Source organism: Morganella sp. HSTU-ASny43 (genome assembly GCF_022819185.1).
GTDB lineage: Bacteria > Pseudomonadota > Gammaproteobacteria > Enterobacterales > Enterobacteriaceae > Morganella > Morganella morganii.
On sequence record NZ_WSPG01000023.1, the window covers coordinates 1 to 16,734 of the forward strand.

13 protein-coding genes and 2 tRNA genes are annotated in these 16,734 nt (G+C 52.4%); 11 read left to right on the forward strand and 4 right to left on the reverse strand.

Going from position 1 to position 16,734, the window contains the following annotated elements:
* The first annotated feature begins 124 nt into the window (after positions 1-124).
* Both GN208_RS12725 and GN208_RS12730 read left to right on the forward strand, forming a co-directional pair.
* Positions 125-201: transfer RNA gene (locus tag GN208_RS12725), tRNA-Asp, on the forward strand.
* A gap of 6 nt (positions 202-207) precedes the next feature.
* Positions 208-283: transfer RNA gene (locus tag GN208_RS12730), tRNA-Trp, on the forward strand.
* Positions 284-479: 196 nt separating this feature from the next.
* On the opposite strand, the gene hdfR is transcribed toward GN208_RS12730, so the two are convergent.
* Positions 480-1,292, reverse strand: a complete 813-nt coding sequence (gene hdfR, locus GN208_RS12735) for an HTH-type transcriptional regulator HdfR (RefSeq protein WP_015422327.1) — start codon at positions 1,290-1,292, stop codon at positions 480-482.
* A 118-nt stretch (positions 1,293-1,410) separates the two neighbouring features.
* Here hdfR and GN208_RS12740 point away from each other — a divergent pair, with 118 nt between their 5' ends.
* Positions 1,411-1,749 (forward strand): DUF413 domain-containing protein, encoded by a 339-nt coding sequence (locus GN208_RS12740; protein WP_004234373.1) that lies wholly within the window; start codon positions 1,411-1,413, stop codon positions 1,747-1,749.
* Between the two features lie 50 nt (positions 1,750-1,799).
* Here the strand turns inward: GN208_RS12740 and GN208_RS12745 are convergent, their stop codons facing one another.
* Positions 1,800-3,332 (reverse strand): YifB family Mg chelatase-like AAA ATPase, encoded by a 1,533-nt coding sequence (locus tag GN208_RS12745; RefSeq protein WP_243828421.1) that lies wholly within the window; start codon positions 3,330-3,332, stop codon positions 1,800-1,802.
* Between the two features lie 489 nt (positions 3,333-3,821).
* Between GN208_RS12745 and ilvL the strand changes: the two genes are divergently transcribed.
* The 6 genes from ilvL (at position 3,822) to ilvA (ending at position 10,376) form a co-directional block, all read left to right on the forward strand.
* The gene (gene ilvL / locus GN208_RS12750; protein WP_079549161.1) at positions 3,822-3,920 is read left to right on the forward strand and encodes an ilv operon leader peptide; all 99 of its coding nucleotides are present in this window, start codon (positions 3,822-3,824) and stop codon (positions 3,918-3,920) included.
* Between the two features lie 109 nt (positions 3,921-4,029).
* Entirely contained in the window at positions 4,030-5,676 is a 1,647-nt protein-coding gene (ilvG, locus tag GN208_RS12755; protein WP_015422326.1) for an acetolactate synthase 2 catalytic subunit, read from the forward strand.
* Positions 5,673-5,951, forward strand: coding sequence for an acetolactate synthase 2 small subunit (ilvM, locus tag GN208_RS12760; protein ID WP_004234381.1), 279 nt, complete (start codon positions 5,673-5,675; stop codon positions 5,949-5,951). Before ilvG ends, ilvM begins: the two co-directional genes overlap by 4 nt.
* Positions 5,952-5,963: 12 nt before the next feature.
* Positions 5,964-6,890 carry a branched-chain amino acid transaminase gene (locus GN208_RS12765; protein ID WP_004234382.1) on the forward strand — a complete coding sequence of 309 codons (927 nt, stop codon included), beginning with the start codon at positions 5,964-5,966 and terminating at the stop codon, positions 6,888-6,890.
* Between the two features lie 64 nt (positions 6,891-6,954).
* Positions 6,955-8,805 (forward strand): dihydroxy-acid dehydratase, encoded by a 1,851-nt coding sequence (gene ilvD / locus GN208_RS12770; RefSeq protein ID WP_004234383.1) that lies wholly within the window; start codon positions 6,955-6,957, stop codon positions 8,803-8,805.
* A 2-nt stretch (positions 8,806-8,807) separates the two neighbouring features.
* Positions 8,808-10,376, forward strand: coding sequence for a threonine ammonia-lyase, biosynthetic (gene ilvA / locus GN208_RS12775; protein WP_004234384.1), 1,569 nt, complete (start codon positions 8,808-8,810; stop codon positions 10,374-10,376).
* Here the strand turns inward: ilvA and ilvY are convergent.
* Positions 10,353-11,249: an HTH-type transcriptional activator IlvY gene (ilvY, locus tag GN208_RS12780; RefSeq protein WP_004234385.1), complete on the reverse strand. Its 897-nt coding sequence runs from the start codon at positions 11,247-11,249 to the stop codon at positions 10,353-10,355. The genes ilvA and ilvY overlap by 24 nt on opposite strands.
* A gap of 193 nt (positions 11,250-11,442) precedes the next feature.
* On the opposite strand from ilvY, the gene ilvC reads away from it, so the two are divergent.
* Together ilvC and rep are read left to right on the forward strand one after the other, a co-directional pair.
* Positions 11,443-12,918 (forward strand): ketol-acid reductoisomerase, encoded by a 1,476-nt coding sequence (gene ilvC, locus GN208_RS12785; RefSeq protein ID WP_004234386.1) that lies wholly within the window; start codon positions 11,443-11,445, stop codon positions 12,916-12,918.
* A gap of 144 nt (positions 12,919-13,062) precedes the next feature.
* Entirely contained in the window at positions 13,063-15,093 is a 2,031-nt protein-coding gene (gene rep, locus GN208_RS12790) for a DNA helicase Rep (RefSeq protein WP_004234388.1), read from the forward strand.
* Positions 15,094-15,217: 124 nt separating this feature from the next.
* Here rep and gppA read toward each other — a convergent pair whose 3' ends face one another.
* Entirely contained in the window at positions 15,218-16,726 is a 1,509-nt protein-coding gene (gene gppA / locus GN208_RS12795; RefSeq protein ID WP_004234389.1) for a guanosine-5'-triphosphate,3'-diphosphate diphosphatase, read from the reverse strand.
* Between the last annotated feature and the right edge of the window lie 8 nt (positions 16,727-16,734).

A 16,734-nucleotide genomic window follows, 5' to 3' on the forward strand; every position in this document is an offset into this window, starting at 1 on the left:
CGAACTCAGAAGTGAAACGCCGTAGCGCCGATGGTAGTGTGGGGTCTCCCCATGTGAGAGTAGGGAACCGCCAGGTTATTATTAAGTGAGGGTGCAGAACTGCATCAGTCACACAGAGATACGCGGAGCGGTAGTTCAGTTGGTTAGAATACCTGCCTGTCACGCAGGGGGTCGCGGGTTCGAGTCCCGTCCGTTCCGCCAACATTTAGGGGCGTAGTTCAATTGGTAGAGCACCGGTCTCCAAAACCGGGTGTTGGGAGTTCGAGCCTCTCCGCCCCTGCCATTTACTTGATAAGTAATAACTAAAGATCTTTATTTATTAATAGCCCGGTTCGTTATGAACTGGGTTTTTTATTATCTGAATTTCGCCTTCTTATGTATCGTATCCTGCCGAATTTCCTTTCTTTTTTGCAACCACTCCTTTCAATGCAACAGTTACTTACCGCACTATCTATCTTTAAAATCATCAGTAACCGGCGTTATACCGGTATTGCGATTAATTGGCCGATAAGTCCCTGCTGATCACTGTTCTGTAGCCAGACAGCGTACAGAGGCTTTGTAATCAGGTCATTATCCACGGGGTTCAGTTCGGGATATATTTTTTTCCAGTGTGCCGGTAAATAAGTGACAGATGATGTCACTGACAGTAATTGTTTTGCCTGAAAAGCAGACGATGTTGTCAGAACCGGAGACTGACAGCGGGTGAAAACAGCCTCATCATGCTGCTGAAAATCTGCACTCCATTCCAGGCGGATAAGGCCCGGAGGATTTTCTGCCGACAGCGGTTGTATGCTGAACAGCTGAAGTGTGATTTCTCCGACAATCTCACTTTTCAGTTCATCCATTTTTGGTTGTTCAGTAGAGATCAGTAAATCCAGCTCCCGTGCATGTAATTGTTTTACCAGAGACTGGCGGGATGCGATTCTGGTCTCCAGGCGCAGATCTGCATGTGATTGGTAGATCTGTCCGAGCCAGGGGGTCAGATAAGCTTCCCACAATGATGCAGTCGCTCCGATGGAAAGCGGGTTGTGTACAGAGGCATGATTAATTTCCTGTTTTGCCAGTTGCCAGGTATTGATCAGCGCTTCGGCATAAGGTACTAACCGCTCGCCGGCGGCTGTCAGGCGGATATTATTCCGGTGGCGGGTAAAAAGATTTGCCCCGAGATTTGTCTCTAACTGCCTGATCCTAAAGCTGACTGCAGATTGTGTAAGGTATAAGGATTCAGCCGCACGCCCGAAGTGACGGGTTTTACTGACCTCCAGAAAGGTTTTCAGTAATTCTGTATCCACTGGTATCTCCAAAAATTTTTGTCGTTATGATTTAAATATTTTGTTTTACAGAATCCTAATGCTATCTAATACTCCGCGCCATAAAGAGTATGTCAGTAGAGAATTAGGAGTGTGTCAGATGGCAGAAAGCTTTATCACGACTAATCGTTTTTTTGATAATAAACATTATCCTCGTGGTTTTTCACGCCATGGTCATTTCACCATAAAAGAAGCTCAGTTACTTGAGCGCCATGGTTTTGCTTTCAACGAACTGGATATGGGTAAACGCGCCCCCCAGACGGACGAAGAAAAACAGTTTGTTTCTGTATGCCGTGGTGAGCGTATGCCGGAAACAGCAGAAGAAAAAGTGTGGATTAAGTATCTGGAGCGTATTCGCAAACCAAAACGCTTCCACACGCTGTCCGGTGGTAAACCTCAGATCGATCCGTCGGAAGACTATACCGACACAGATGATTAATATCATCAGAAATAATAAGTTAAAAGGGGCATTCGTGCCCCTTTCTTTTTTTAAGAGACCGCCTGCTGCAGTTTATGGATTAATCTGTCCATTACCCGGTAACTGAGTGCTTCCAGTATATCTTTTCGTGATACCTGTCCTCCTTCATCCCGCAGATCGGCAATAGTTCTGCTGACGCGCAGTATACGGTGCCATGCCCGCACAGACAGATTAAGTTGCGTCAGTGCATCCTCAAGAAAACGGGCATCCTGTGCTGATAGTGCACACACCTCCTCTGTTTCTTTGCCTGACAGTCCCGCATTCAGTTTTTCCTGCCCGTTACGGCGGTATTGTTGTTGTCGTGCGGACTGTACCCGTGCTTTTATCTGCTCATGAACCGGCAGATCTTTTTCTGTCCGGCTCAATGTTCCTGGTGGCAGCATCGGTACTTCAATTGATAAATCAAACCGGTCCAGAAACGGTCCGGAGATGCGGGAAAGATAACGCAGAAGCTGCTGAGGGCCGCTGCGGTTATGTATGCCCTGATAGTGGCCTGTCGGGCTGGGATTCATCGCAGCAATAAGCTGTATACGGGCAGGAAAACACACTTTTGCTTTAGCTCTGGAAATAATGATTTCTCCGGATTCAAGCGGTTCACGCAGAGAATCCAGTGATTTACGGGAGAATTCAGGGAGTTCATCAAGAAAAAGGATGCCGTGATGTGCCAGCGATATTTCTCCCGGCAGCGGAATACTGCCGCCACCGGTGAGTGCCGCAGAGGATGCGGTATGATGTGGTGCCCTGAACGGACGCTGGGGCCATTTATTTTGTTCTGATGAGGTTTGGGTCAGGCTCCGGATTATCGCCACGTCAAGAGCTTCCTGCGCGGTTAACGGCGGGAGCAGTGTTCCCAGCCGGCTGGCCAGCATGGTTTTTCCGGTACCGGGCGGGCCGAGCAGGAGCAAATTGTGCCCGCCGGCTGCACTTATTTCCAGAACCCGTTTGGCGTGTTTCTGGCCGGTAATATCATCAATACTTGTACCGTTATCATTTTCTGTTTTTCCCGCCAGGTGGCTGTTTTCATTCAGTTCCTGCTGCTGATGAAAAAAAGCAGCAACCTGCAGTAAATTATCCGCCATCAGCGCCGAACCGGCAGGCAGAATACATAATTCATCATTATGCTGTTTTGATACCACAGCCTGCCTTCCTGACTGACGGGCGGCCAGTACTGCCGGTAATATGCCGCGGCAGAACCGGAGTTCTCCTGAAAGGCCTAATTCCCCCGAAAATTCATAATTCTCTGCTAATTTTGCGTCTATTTGCTCTGAAGCTGAGAGTATGGCAACAGCGATAGGTAAGTCATATCTCCCGCCTTCTTTGGGCAAATCCGCCGGGGCAAGATTGATAGTGACCCGCTTTGCCGGAAATTCAAATCCGCCGTTGATCAGGGCACTGCGGACCCTGTCTCTCGACTCTTTAACAGCGGTTTCCGGTAATCCCACCAGTGTTAATCCGGGCAACCCGGCGCTGATATGTGCCTCGACGGTGACCAGCGGTGCTTCTGTCCCGATCATGGCACGGGTATAAACAATAGCAAATGACATCAGGTCATCCTGCAGTTACATAAACGAATTATCATGATGGTGATTTTTTCCATCATTTCGCAGCAAAATTCCGTTTTTTACGATGTATATCGACAGATTTTATGTATGTTGCATAAAAGTGATTTCTGTTCTGCGTGTTGCATGGAAAAACCGGGCGGCGGGGAATTAATTTCCGGGTTTCAGAATAAAAAATCTGCCACGCTTTCCATTGTGCTCCCGGGAATAGTGTTCAGAGGAAAAGTAAGTTGTACCGGAGAATGCCCCGTTTTTTCGGTGTTGTTCCGGAAGTAACGATTTTGGCAGAGGAGGATACCGCCGGATAAAAAAATAGCAGTGAAACATATCGTTAATAATGGTAGTTCACTGAATTTTATGGATTTTTATTCTTGTTGTTAAAAAAAAGACAAATAGCCGTTGTCAGGAATTCGATAACATGATAACTCTAAAATAAAGAGACCAACTGAATACGGCAGACAGAAGAATTTATCCATGAATAAGATTGTCCGAGTGATTAGCCTAATTATCGTGAGCGTGGTGGTGATTATTATCCCACCGTGCGGGGCTGCACTCGGATACGAAAATGGCTGATACGAGCCAGGATCTCACGAGAACCCCGCACCGAAAGGCGCGGGGTTTTTTTTAACCTTAAATTTATGATTTTTCACTGAAAAGAAAACGGCGGACTAAGGAGTCACACATGAACGGGGCACAGTGGTTAGTGCAGGCACTACGAACACAGGGCGTTGACACTGTGTTCGGCTACCCGGGCGGGGCGATCATGCCGGTCTATGACGCGCTGTATGACGGTGGTGTGGAGCATGTGCTCTGCCGTCATGAACAGGGGGCGGTTATGGCGGCAATCGGCTATGCACGGGCAGGGCAGAGAACGGGTGTATGTATCGCAACATCAGGGCCGGGAGCAACAAACCTTATCACCGGGCTGGCGGATGCACTGCTTGATTCAGTACCTGTTGTTGCCATCACCGGACAAGTAGGTTCATCACTGATTGGTACGGATGCCTTTCAGGAGATCGATGTGCTGGGGCTGTCTTTGTCATGCACAAAACACAGCTTCCTGGTTGAATCAATTACTGATTTGCCGCGAATTATTACCGAGGCTTTCGCGATTGCTGCAGGCGGGCGTCCGGGGCCGGTACTCATTGATATCCCGAAAGACATTCAATTACAGATTAGTGAATTTACCCCGTATTTTCTGCCGGTAAATAATGCAGAACCTCTGTCGCAGACGGCTCTCTCCCGTGCCCGGCAACTGATGCGGGAAAGCCGGAAGCCGGTGCTGTATGCCGGTGGTGGTGTCGGAATGTCAGGTGCCGTTGCACAGCTGCGGGCGTTTCTGGATGAAACCGGGATGCCGGCGGTGAGTACCCTGAAAGGGCTGGGGGCGGTCTCTCCGGATTATCCGTATTACCTCGGTATGCTCGGGATGCACGGGGCAAAAGCAGCGAACTTTGCAGTTCAGGAGGCGGATCTGCTGATTGCGGTCGGAGCCCGTTTTGATGACCGGGTAACCGGCAAGCTGAACGCATTTGCCCCGCATGCAAAGGTGATCCATGTGGATATCGACCCGGCCGAGCTGGATAAATTACGGCAGACACATGTTTCTCTTGCCTGTGATGCGAAACAGGCTCTGCCGCTGCTGTCACAGCCGCTGTCATTCCCCGCCTGGCTGCATCACGTGAAGAAACTGAAAGCAGAGCACGCGCCTGATTATTCACATGCCGGTGACAGTATTTATGCACCGCTGCTGTTATCTCAGGTATCTGCGGCCAAACCGGCAGATTGTGTGGTGACAACGGATGTCGGGCAGCACCAGATGTGGACGGCACAGCATATGACCTTTGACGGCCCGGAGAATTTTCTGACATCCGGTGGTCTGGGGACGATGGGGTTTGGTTTACCGGCAGCGATCGGGGCACAGATTGCCCGCCCGGAAGCAACCGTGCTGTGTGTTTCCGGTGACGGCTCTTTCATGATGAATGTGCAGGAACTGACCACTATCAAACGCAAACGTCTGCCGGTCAAAATCCTGCTGCTGGATAATCAGCGTCTCGGCATGGTGCGTCAGTGGCAGGAACTGTTTTTTGATAAGCGTTACAGCGAGACGGTACTGGATGACAATCCTGATTTTGTTGCCCTGGCGCGCTCGTTTGATATCCCGGGACAGCTGGTGACTGAAAAATCAGCGCTGCCGTCTGCGATTAATACCCTGTTACACCATCAGGGCCCGTATTTATTACATGTCGCCATCCGTGAAGAAGATAACGTCTGGCCATTAGTACCGCCGGGAGCGGGTAACGAACATATGTTGGAGAGCTCATTATGATGCAGCATCAGTTAGCAATTCAGGCACGTTCATGCCCGGAAATCCTGGAACGGGTTCTGCGTGTTGTGCGCCACCGCGGATTTAACGTCTGTGCCATGAAAATGGATCTGGCGAAAGGTTCCGAAGGTGATAATGTAAACATTGAGTTAACAGTTTCAAGCCTGCGGCCGCCGGCCCTGCTCTGTACACAGTTAGTTAAGCTGGCGGATGTGGCGGATGTCGAAGTTCTCACAAAAAATACACAAAATTATCAACATATTAGCTGTGCAGTATAAAGGAAAATTACAATGACAAAAAAAGCTGATTTTATTTGGTTCAATGATGAGATGGTTCCGTGGGCAGAAGCAAAAGTGCATGTTATGTGTCATGCCATGCACTACGGGACATCTGTTTTTGAAGGGATCCGCTGTTATGAGTCTCATAAGGGCCCTGTCGTTTTCCGTCATCGCGAACATATGCAGCGCCTGCATGACTCCGCCAAAATATATCGTATGCCGGTAGAATATTCAGTTGATGAATTAATGGAAGCCTGCCGCGCCACGCTGCGCAAAAATAATTTATCCAGTGGTTATATCCGTCCGCTGGTCTTTATCGGTGATGTCGGTATGGGTGTTAACCCGCCGCAGGGCTATAAAACCGATGTCATCATCGCGGCATTCCCGTGGGGTGCTTACCTGGGTGAGGAAGCGCTGGATGCAGGGATTGACGCGATGGTGTCATCCTGGAACCGCGCAGCCCCTAACACCATTCCGACAGCGGCCAAAGCAGGCGGTAACTACCTGTCCTCGTTACTGGTCGGCAGTGAAGCCCGCCGTCACGGTTATCAGGAAGGGATTGCGCTGGATGTGAACGGTTATATCTCTGAAGGGGCGGGTGAAAACCTGTTTGAAGTGAAAAATAACATTATCTTCACTCCGCCATTTACCTCTTCCGCACTGCCGGGTATTACCCGTGATGCGATTCTGACCCTGGCAAAAGAGCTGGGTTATGAAATCCGTGAGCAGACGCTATCCCGCGAATCACTCTATCTGGCGGATGAAGTCTTTATGACCGGTACTGCGGCGGAAGTTACGCCGGTACGCAGTGTTGACGGTATTCAGGTGGGTATCGGCCGCTGCGGACCGGTTACCAAAGAGATCCAGCAGGCATTCTTTGGCCTGTTCACCGGGAAAACAGAAGACAAATGGGGCTGGTTAGATCCGGTAAATCCATAATAACGAAACAGATTTGCAGGCGGGTCGTTCCCCCGCCTGATTTTTGCAAACACGGGAGATTACAATGCCTCAGTACCGTTCGGCGACAACAACGCATGGCCGCAATATGGCGGGTGCGCGCGCATTATGGCGTGCGACAGGAATGACAGATGCCGATTTCGGCAAACCGATTATCGCGGTTGTTAACTCATTCACACAATTTGTTCCGGGTCATGTTCACCTGCGGGATCTGGGTAAACTGGTGGCAGAGGAAATTGAGGCCGCCGGTGGCGTGGCCAAAGAATTCAATACCATTGCTGTGGATGACGGGATCGCCATGGGGCACGGCGGGATGCTTTATTCTCTGCCGTCACGCGAACTCATTGCCGATTCTGTGGAATACATGGTGAATGCACACTGTGCGGATGCCATGGTTTGTATCTCCAACTGCGACAAAATTACTCCGGGAATGCTGATGGCCTCACTGCGCCTGAATATCCCGGTTATTTTTGTATCCGGTGGCCCGATGGAAGCCGGTAAAACCAAACTGTCTGATCAGATAATCAAGCTGGATCTGGTGGATGCCATGATCCAGGGTGCAAATCCTGATGTTTCCGATGCGGACAGTGAACAAATCGAACGATCGGCCTGCCCGACCTGCGGCTCCTGCTCCGGTATGTTTACCGCGAACTCGATGAACTGCCTGACCGAAGCGCTGGGCTTATCTCAGCCGGGGAACGGCTCGCTGCTGGCAACTCATGCTGACCGCAAAAATCTGTTCCTTAATGCCGGACGCCGGATTGTGGAAATCACCAAAAAATATTACGAGCAGGATGATATCCGTTTTCTGCCGCGCAATATCGCCACCAAAGCAGCGTTTGAGAATGCGATGACCCTGGATATCGCCATGGGCGGTTCAACCAACACAGTTCTGCATCTGCTGGCGGCGGCACAGGAAGGGGAAGTTGATTTCACAATGACGGATATTGATCGTCTCTCCCGTGCGGTGCCGCATTTATGCAAAGTCGCGCCGAGCACGCAGAAATACCATATGGAAGATGTACATCGCGCCGGCGGGGTAATTGGTATCCTGGGCGAGCTGGATCGCGCCGGGTTACTGCACCGGGAAGTCAGTAACGTGCTGGGAATGACCCTGCCGGAGTTACTGGCGGCGTATGATATTACACTGACGAAAGATGATGCGGTGAAACGGATGTATTCCGCCGGTCCTGCCGGAATCCGCACAACAAAAGCATTCTCACAGGACTGCCGCTGGCCGTCCCTGGATGATGACCGCAAAAACGGCTGTATCCGCAGCAAAACCCATGCCTACAGCCAGGATGGCGGGCTGGCGGTACTGTCAGGCAATATTGCCGAAGATGGCTGCATTGTGAAAACTGCCGGGGTGGATGAGGGCAGCTTAACCTTTACCGGACCGGCAAAAGTGTATGAAAGTCAGGATGATGCGGTAAAAGCGATTCTCGGCGGAGAAGTTGTTGCCGGGGATGTGGTGGTGATCCGCTACGAAGGGCCGAAAGGCGGGCCGGGTATGCAGGAGATGCTGTATCCGACCACCTACCTGAAATCAATGGGCCTGGGAAAAAGCTGTGCGCTTATCACTGACGGTCGTTTCTCCGGCGGCACTTCCGGGTTATCCATCGGCCACGTTTCGCCGGAAGCGGCCAACGGCGGGCTGATCGGGCTGGTTCAGACCGGGGACATTATTGCCATCGATATTCCGTCACGGCAGATTTCACTGAAAGTGGATGAGCAAACTCTGGCAGCCCGCCGCACAGCGGAAGAGGCACGAGGTGAAAAAGCCTGGTCACCGCAGAACCGTGAACGTCAGGTCTCTTTTGCGTTGCGTGCATATGCACTGCTGGCGACCAGTGCTGATAAAGGCGCGGTACGGGATAAAAGTAAACTCGGGGGTTAGGGATGACCGCAAAACAACCATTGTCTGCTCAGCCGTCAGCGGCTGAGTATGTGAGAGCGGCCTTCAGTGCCTCCGTTTATGATGTCGCTCAGGTCACGCCGCTGCAACTGATGCCGAAGCTGTCGGCACGGCTCGGCAATACCATTTCAGTGAAGCGGGAAGACAGGCAGCCCGTGCACAGTTTTAAGCTGCGCGGCGCGTATGCCATGATTGCGGAGCTGACAGAAGAACAGAAACGGCGGGGCGTAGCGACGGCATCAGCCGGAAACCATGCTCAGGGCGTGGCGTTATCTGCCGGGAAAACCGGGGTGAAAGCCCTGATTGTGATGCCGGTGGCGACGGCGGATATCAAAGTGGATGCGGTTCGCGGGTTCGGCGGCGAAGTGGTTCTCCACGGCGCTAATTTTGATGAAGCAAAAGCACATGCACTGGAGCTGGCCGCATCCCTCGGGATGACGTTTATTCCGCCGTTCGATCACCCGTCGGTGATCGCCGGTCAGGCCACTATCGCTCTTGAACTGTTACAGCAGAATGCCAGGCTCGACAGAGTCTTTGTACCGGTCGGCGGTGGCGGACTGGCCGCCGGGGTGGCGGTGTTTATTAAACACCTGATGCCGGACATTAAAGTGATTGGTGTCGAGGCAGAAGAGGCGGCCTGTCTGAAAGCGGCGCTGGATGCCGGGCATCCGGTCGAATTACCGAAAGTCGGGCTGTTTGCCGAGGGTGTGGCGGTGAAACGGATTGGTGATGAGACCTTCCGTTTGTGTCAGCAGTATCTGGATGATGTGATCACGGTGGACAGTGACGCCATCTGCGCAGCTATGAAAGATCTGTTTGATGATGTGCGGGCAGTGGCGGAACCTTCAGGGGCGCTGGCGCTGGCAGGAATGAAAAAATACATTCAGCAGCACAATATCCGGGGGGAAAATCTGGCGCATGTGCTTTCCGGTGCCAATGTGAATTTCCATGTGCTTCGTTATGTGTCAGAGCGGTGTGAGCTGGGAGAACAGCGTGAAGGCGTGTTCGCGGTGACGATCCCGGAAGAGAAAGGCAGCTTTTTGCGTTTCTGTCAGGCGCTCGGCCCGCGTGTGGTGACGGAATTTAATTACCGCTACAGCGGTTCAGATGAAGCATCAGTGTTTGTCAGCGTCCGTGCAGATGAAGGTCCGGGCGCGCGGCAGACGATTCTGGATGGCCTTTCCGCCGCCGGGTTCAGTGCGACAGATTTGTCGGATGACGAAATGGCGAAGCTGCATGTCCGCTACATGGTGGGTGGCCGTCCGTCAGCACCGTTGCAGGAGCGGCTGTTCAGTTTTGAATTCCCGGAAGCGCCCGGGGCGCTGCTGAAATTCCTGGAAACACTCGGTACACACTGGAATATCACCCTGTTCCATTACCGCAGTCACGGCACGGATTATGGGCGCGTGCTGGCGGCCTTTGAAATTCAGGAAGGGGATGTGCAGTTTGAGCAGCACCTGAATGCACTTGGCTACGATTTCCGTGATGAAACCGGCAATACCGCATTTGCCCGTTTCCTGGCCCCGCAGTTATCCGGGGTGGCGCGGCAGTAATTGCCAGAAAGCACGAATAAGCGGCTCATGCAGCCGCTTGTTCAGCGTGCAGACACCCAGCTCGAACGGCGCGACCATCGAAATATTATCGAGTTGCAGGATCCGGCTGCGGATTGCGTCCGGGCTGTTCTCCACCACCACATTCGGGATCAGCGCGATACCACAGCCCAGTGCCACCATCGATACAATTGCTTCATGGCCGGACACCGTGGCATAAATCTGCGGATCCTGAATCCGGTGTGTTTTAAACCATAAATCAATCCGTTTACGTGACGGGCCATGCTCCGGAATGATAAACGGGATATTTTCCCAGTCGGGCACCGGCTGTACCGCCTGCTGTCTGACTTGGCACGGCAGCGCGGGCGCTATCAGTGACAGCGGGATTTCGCCTATCTGGTGAAAGCGGACATTTTCCGGCAGTTTTTCCGGTTTTCCGGCGATACCGAGATCCGCTTCCTGTGACTGCACTTTTTCCACTGCATCCGCCGCATCCCCGGTGGTCAGCTTGATTTCCACCTGCGGATGTTCTGCCCGGAACTGATCGAGGATCTGCGGCAGATGGCTGTATGCGGCAGTGACGGAACAAAACAGACGTAATTCACCGGTCAGTGACGGGCTCTGATGATTAAGCGCATGTTGCAGCTGCTGGTATTGCAGCACGGTTTCCTGCGCAAATTTTTTCAGCTGTTCACCGGCGGCTGTCAGCTGAACAGTGCGGTTATCCCGCAGAAACAGCTGATGCCCGAGAGATTCTTCCAGCCGCTGGATCTGCCGTGAGAGTGTCGACGGGCTGATATACATGGCAGCCGCGGTTTTGCCGAAATGGCAGCTCTCCGCAAGATGTAAAAACAGTCTGAGTTCCCGGATATCCATCACAACCTCTCAGGGGATTATGTTTTAGTCAGTATGTTGCATAAATTGCATCACTATCTTGTGAATATATCAATTTAAGCAATGAAAATCATGACATATAGTCATTATAAATAAAGGGTATATCACCCCGGTAAATAACGAAATCAGTGCTGCGAAGACAGCAATCTGAGCAAACACAATACACGGAGTCACCATGGCGAATTATTTTAATACACTGAATTTGCGCCAGCAGCTGGCGCAGTTAGGCAAATGCCGGTTTATGGCACGCGAAGAATTTGCGGACGAGGCTGGGTATCTCAAAGGCAAAAAAGTGGTGATTGTCGGCTGTGGTGCACAGGGGCTGAACCAAGGACTGAACATGCGCGATTCCGGGCTGGATATCGCCTATGCACTACGTCAGGAAGCGATCGATGAGAAGCGCACCTCATGGCGCCGCGCCACCGAAAACGGTTTTACCGTCGGCACGTATGAAGAACTGATCCCGCAGGCTGACCTGGTGGTTAACCTGACACCTGACAAACAGCATTCTGCGGTGGTTAAGGCGGTTCAGCCGCTGATGAAATCCGGCGCAGCGCTGGGTTACTCACACGGCTTCAATATTGTTGAAGTCGGCGAAACCATCCGCCCTGATATCACGGTTGTGATGGTGGCACCGAAATGCCCGGGTACAGAAGTGCGTGAAGAGTACAAGCGTGGCTTTGGTGTTCCGACACTGATTGCAGTCCATCCGGAAAATGATGCCAAAGGTGAAGGTCTGGCGATTGCCAAAGCCTGGGCTGCGGCAACCGGCGGTCACCGTGCGGGTGTTCTGGAATCATCCTTTGTTGCAGAAGTTAAATCTGACCTGATGGGCGAGCAGACTATCCTCTGCGGTATGCTGCAGGCCGGTTCTCTGCTCTGTTATGACAAAATGGTTGCTGACGGCGCGGATCCTGCGTATGCAGGTAAGCTGATCCAGTACGGCTGGGAAACCATTACAGAAGCGCTGAAACAGGGCGGAATCACACTGATGATGGACAGATTGTCCAACCCGGCAAAAGTCCGTGCTTATCAGCTGTCTGAAACCCTGAAAGCACAGATGAAGACTCTGTTTGAAAAACATATGGATGACATCATTTCCGGCCATTTCTCCTCAACGATGATGGCGGACTGGGCGAATGATGATAAAAATCTGCTGACCTGGCGTGAAGAGACTGGCAAGACGGCATTTGAAAACTATCCGGATTCTGAGCAGAAAATCAGTGAGCAGGAATATTTTGACCACGGTGTTGTCATGGTCGCAATGGTGAAAGCCGGTGTTGAGCTGGCATTTGAAACCATGATTGACGCGGGGATCATTGCGGAATCTGCCTATTATGAATCACTGCATGAACTGCCGCTGATTGCCAACACCATTGCCCGTAAGCGTCTGTATGAAATGAACGTGGTTATCTCCGATACCGCAGAATACGGCAATTACCTGTTCTCCTTTGCAGCAGTGCCGTTACTGAAAGACTTTATGGCATCACTGCAGCTGGGTGATCTGGGTAAATCCGGCGCGGACCACGGTACGGATAACGCGCAGCTGCGTGATATCAATGAAGCAATTCGTCAGCATCCGATTGAAACTGTGGGTAAAACCCTGCGCGGCTATATGACGGATATGAAACGTATCGCGGTCGGCGGCTGATAACAAAATTGTTTAATGATGAAATGAGACGGCACCTTCGGGTGCCGTTTTCCGTTTTAATGAGCGGCGTCCGGTTACACTTCTGCTGTACCTTTCTGCTACAATTCCCTCCTGTTCCAGTATTGAGTCGAGTTAACAGCGCGTATGAAATTAAATCCCGGTCAGCAGCAGGCCGTTGAGTATATACAAGGGCCGTGCCTTGTGCTTGCGGGTGCCGGTTCCGGCAAAACCCGTGTGATCACCAATAAAATTGCGCATCTGATCCGCAATACCGGCTATCAGCCCCGTCAGATTGCGGCGGTAACCTTCACCAACAAAGCCGCGCGGGAAATGAAAGAGCGTGTTGCACAAACCCTGGGGCGCAAAGAGGCCAAAGGGCTGATGATCTCAACGTTTCACACACTGGGGCTGGAGATTATCAAGCGGGAATATAAAGCGCTGGGGATGAAAAGTAATTTCTCCCTGTTCGACGATCAGGATCAGATCGCGCTGCTTAAAGAGCTGACGTTTGATCATCTGGAAGAAGATAAAGAGTTGCTGCAACAACTGGTCAGTCAGATCTCGAACTGGAAGAACGCCCTGCTGACACCGGAACAGGCAAAAGGGCTGGCGCGATCAGAGCGCGAACATACGTTTGCGGAGTGTTACCGCCGTTATGAACTGCATCTGAACAGCTGTAATGTGCTTGATTTTGATGACCTTATCACCAAACCGACACTGCTGTTTGCCCGTGACGAACAGGCACGGGAGCGCTGGCAGCAGCGTATCCGTTATCTGCTGGTGGATGAGTATCAGGATACCAACACCAGTCAGTATCAGCTGGTGAAATTGCTGGTCGGTAAACGCGCGTATTTTACGGTCGTGGGTGATGATGATCAGTCAATTTATTCATGGCGCGGCGCACAGCCGAAAAACCTGGTGCAGCTGAGTAAAGATTTTCCGGAGTTGCGGGTGATCAAGCTGGAGCAAAATTACCGCTCGTCCGGCTGTATTCTGAATGCAGCGAACATCCTGATCGCCAATAACCCGCATGTATTTGAAAAACAGCTTTTTTCAAACCTCGGTTATGGTGATCCGATGAAAGTGATCACCGCGAATAATGAAGATCATGAAGCGGAGCGGGTGGTCGGGGAGTTGATCGCCCATCATTTTATCAATAAGACCGACTATAAAGATTACGCGATCTTATACCGCGGCAACCATCAGTCGCGGATCTTTGAAAAAATGCTGATGCAAAACCGGATCCCGTACCGGATCTCCGGCGGAACCTCTTTCTTTTCCCGTCCGGAAATTAAGGATTTGCTGGCGTATCTGCGTGTGCTGACCAATCCGGAAGATGACAGTGCTTTCCTGCGCATCGTGAACACGCCGCGCAGGGGTATCGGACCGGCCACTATCCAGAAACTGGGTGAGTGGGCCAATACGCGGGATAAAAGCTTGTATCAGGCCAGTTTTGACCTCGGACTGGGGCAGACACTTTCCGGTCAGGGGCTGGCGGTGCTGACGAATTTCACCGGCTGGCTGGCGGAGGTGGAAAAATTGGTTGAGCGCGAGCCGCTGATCGCGGTGCGGGATTTACTGCACGGCCTGGATTATCAGAGCTGGCTCTTCGAAACGTCGGCCAGCCCGAAAGCCGCTGAGATGCGGATGAAAAACGTCGATCAGCTGTTCAGCTGGATGGCTGAAATGCTGGAAGGGGATGATCTCAACGAGCCGATGACGCTGGCTCAGGTGGTTACCCGCTTTACGCTGCGCGACATGATGGAGCGCGGCGAGGAAGCAGAGGAGTTGGATCAGGTGCAGCTGATGACGCTGCATGCCTCCAAGGGGCTGGAATTTCCGTATGTTTTCCTGGTGGGCATGGAAGAGGGGATTTTGCCGCATCAGTCCAGTATCGATGAGGATAACGTGGATGAAGAGCGGCGTCTGGCCTATGTGGGGATAACCCGCGCTCAGAAATCCCTCTTTTTTACCCTGTGCCGTGAGCGCCGCCAGTATGGTGAGCTGATCCGCCCCGAACCGAGCCGGTTTCTCTATGAACTGCCGCAGGATGATCTGCACTGGGATGACGGCAAAAAAGTGGTGAAAACCGCCGAAGAGAAACAACAGGCCGGGCTGCGCGGTGTGGCCGGGCTGAAGGCGATGCTGGCTAAGAAAAAGGAAGAAAACGGATGAGGGAATCACTCAGAGCAGAAACGATGATCCGGAATGACTGACGGAAGCCGGATCACGTTGAAAAGGCTCATAAAATTAAAGCCCTGATAGTGTCCGGAAACGGATAATCAGGGCTTATTATTTATCAGCCGAGAGTGGACGGCTTCTGTTCTTCCAGCATCAGTGACCACTGCACATAACTCTGCCACTGAATTTCCTGCTGTAATGCTTCCGCGCGCAGCGGATGCAATTGCTGCCAGCCGACCGGCAGTGTGATAATCAGCCCTTCCGCAGACGCCCGGATGCGCAGTGACGGCAGCGTGTCATCACGGCGGCGGCTGGCAAAAATAATCGCCAGACGCAGCAGACGACACAGGCAACCGGCTTCACGCGGTGTCAGCGCATTTTGCTGATTGAGAGAATGGATATCCAGCGGGCCGCTCTGATTGCGCAACAGCACCGCTAACAGGCGGCGTTGTGCCGGTGTGAAACCGGGTAAATCCAGATTACTGACCAGATAACCGGCATGTTCCGGGCCTTTGCGGAAATCAACACTCAGCCCGATTTCATGGATCAGAGAGGCGCTGCTGAGCAGTTCACGGCAGCGGATATCCAGCTGCCAGGCGGTCGCCACCTGCTGAAAAAAGTGATCCGCTAACTGACGGACACGTTTACCCTGGTCGGCATCTATCTGAAAACGCTTCTGAATATTTTTCAGTGTCCGGGTGCGGATGTCCTGCTCTACCGGCAATTCCAGCATGCCGTAGACCAGCCCTTCACGCAGTGCACCCCCGGCGAGTGTCATGCCGTCAATGCCGAGCGTTTCAAAAATCGCGATAAGAATGGCCAGCCCGCTCGGGAATACCAGTGCCCGTTCCAGCGTCAGCCCTTCAATCTCCAGCTCTTCCAGTTTGCCGCACTCAATCGCTTTGCGTTTGAGCTGCTGCAGTTTCGGCAGGGTGATTTGTTCATCCATGCCCTGGGCAATCATGATTTCCTGAAGTGCCTGGACAGTACCTGATGCGCCGACACACACCTGCCAGCCCTGCTCCAGAAGTGCGGGAGCAACCGGGGCGATAATATCGCGGGCAGCCTGTTCGGCACCGGCGAAATTCTCGGTGGTCAGGGAGCGATCGGTAAAATAGCGCTCCAGCCAGGTGACGCAGCCCATCTCCAGGCTGAACAGGGCGGTGGTCCGGGTGCCGCTGCCGGTCACCAGTTCGGTACTGCCGCCGCCGATATCGACCACCAGGCGTTTGTCTGACCCGCCGGTGGTGTGGGCAACGCCCTGATAAATCAGACGTGCTTCTTCCTCACCCCGGATAACTGTGACCGGATGACCGAGGATCTCCGCTGCTGTTTCCAGAAATTCACCGGCATTTCTGGCCAGGCGCAGGGTGGCTGTCGCCACCACGCGGATCTGGGAATCCGGGATATCCTGCAGATGTTCGGAAAACAGACGCAGACACTGCCAGCCGCGGGCCATCGCTGCCGGAGACAGGATATTCTCTTTATCCAGACCGGCCGCCAGACGAACCTTGCGTTTTATCCGTGACAGTACCTGAATACTGCCCGCAATCTCCCGTACCACCAGCATATGAAAGCTGTTGGAACCCAGATCGATGGCAGCATAAAGCGAGGACGATCTCAGCATGGCAGCCT

Excerpts from the sequence above, each read along its gene's own strand:
- GN208_RS12740 (WP_004234373.1), top strand. The coding sequence starts at position 1,411 with ATGGCAGAAAGCTTTATCACGACTAATCGTTTTTTTGATAATAAACAT.
- GN208_RS12745 (WP_243828421.1), bottom strand. The coding sequence starts at position 3,332 with ATGTCATTTGCTATTGTTTATACCCGTGCCATGATCGGGACAGAAGCA.
- ilvL (WP_079549161.1), top strand. The coding sequence starts at position 3,822 with ATGAATAAGATTGTCCGAGTGATTAGCCTAATTATCGTGAGCGTGGTG.
- ilvG (WP_015422326.1), top strand. The coding sequence starts at position 4,030 with ATGAACGGGGCACAGTGGTTAGTGCAGGCACTACGAACACAGGGCGTT.
- ilvM (WP_004234381.1), top strand. The coding sequence starts at position 5,673 with ATGATGCAGCATCAGTTAGCAATTCAGGCACGTTCATGCCCGGAAATC.
- GN208_RS12765 (WP_004234382.1), top strand. The coding sequence starts at position 5,964 with ATGACAAAAAAAGCTGATTTTATTTGGTTCAATGATGAGATGGTTCCG.
- ilvD (WP_004234383.1), top strand. The coding sequence starts at position 6,955 with ATGCCTCAGTACCGTTCGGCGACAACAACGCATGGCCGCAATATGGCG.
- ilvA (WP_004234384.1), top strand. The coding sequence starts at position 8,808 with ATGACCGCAAAACAACCATTGTCTGCTCAGCCGTCAGCGGCTGAGTAT.
- ilvY (WP_004234385.1), bottom strand. The coding sequence starts at position 11,249 with ATGGATATCCGGGAACTCAGACTGTTTTTACATCTTGCGGAGAGCTGC.
- ilvC (WP_004234386.1), top strand. The coding sequence starts at position 11,443 with ATGGCGAATTATTTTAATACACTGAATTTGCGCCAGCAGCTGGCGCAG.
- rep (WP_004234388.1), top strand. The coding sequence starts at position 13,063 with ATGAAATTAAATCCCGGTCAGCAGCAGGCCGTTGAGTATATACAAGGG.
- gppA (WP_004234389.1), bottom strand. The coding sequence starts at position 16,726 with ATGCTGAGATCGTCCTCGCTTTATGCTGCCATCGATCTGGGTTCCAAC.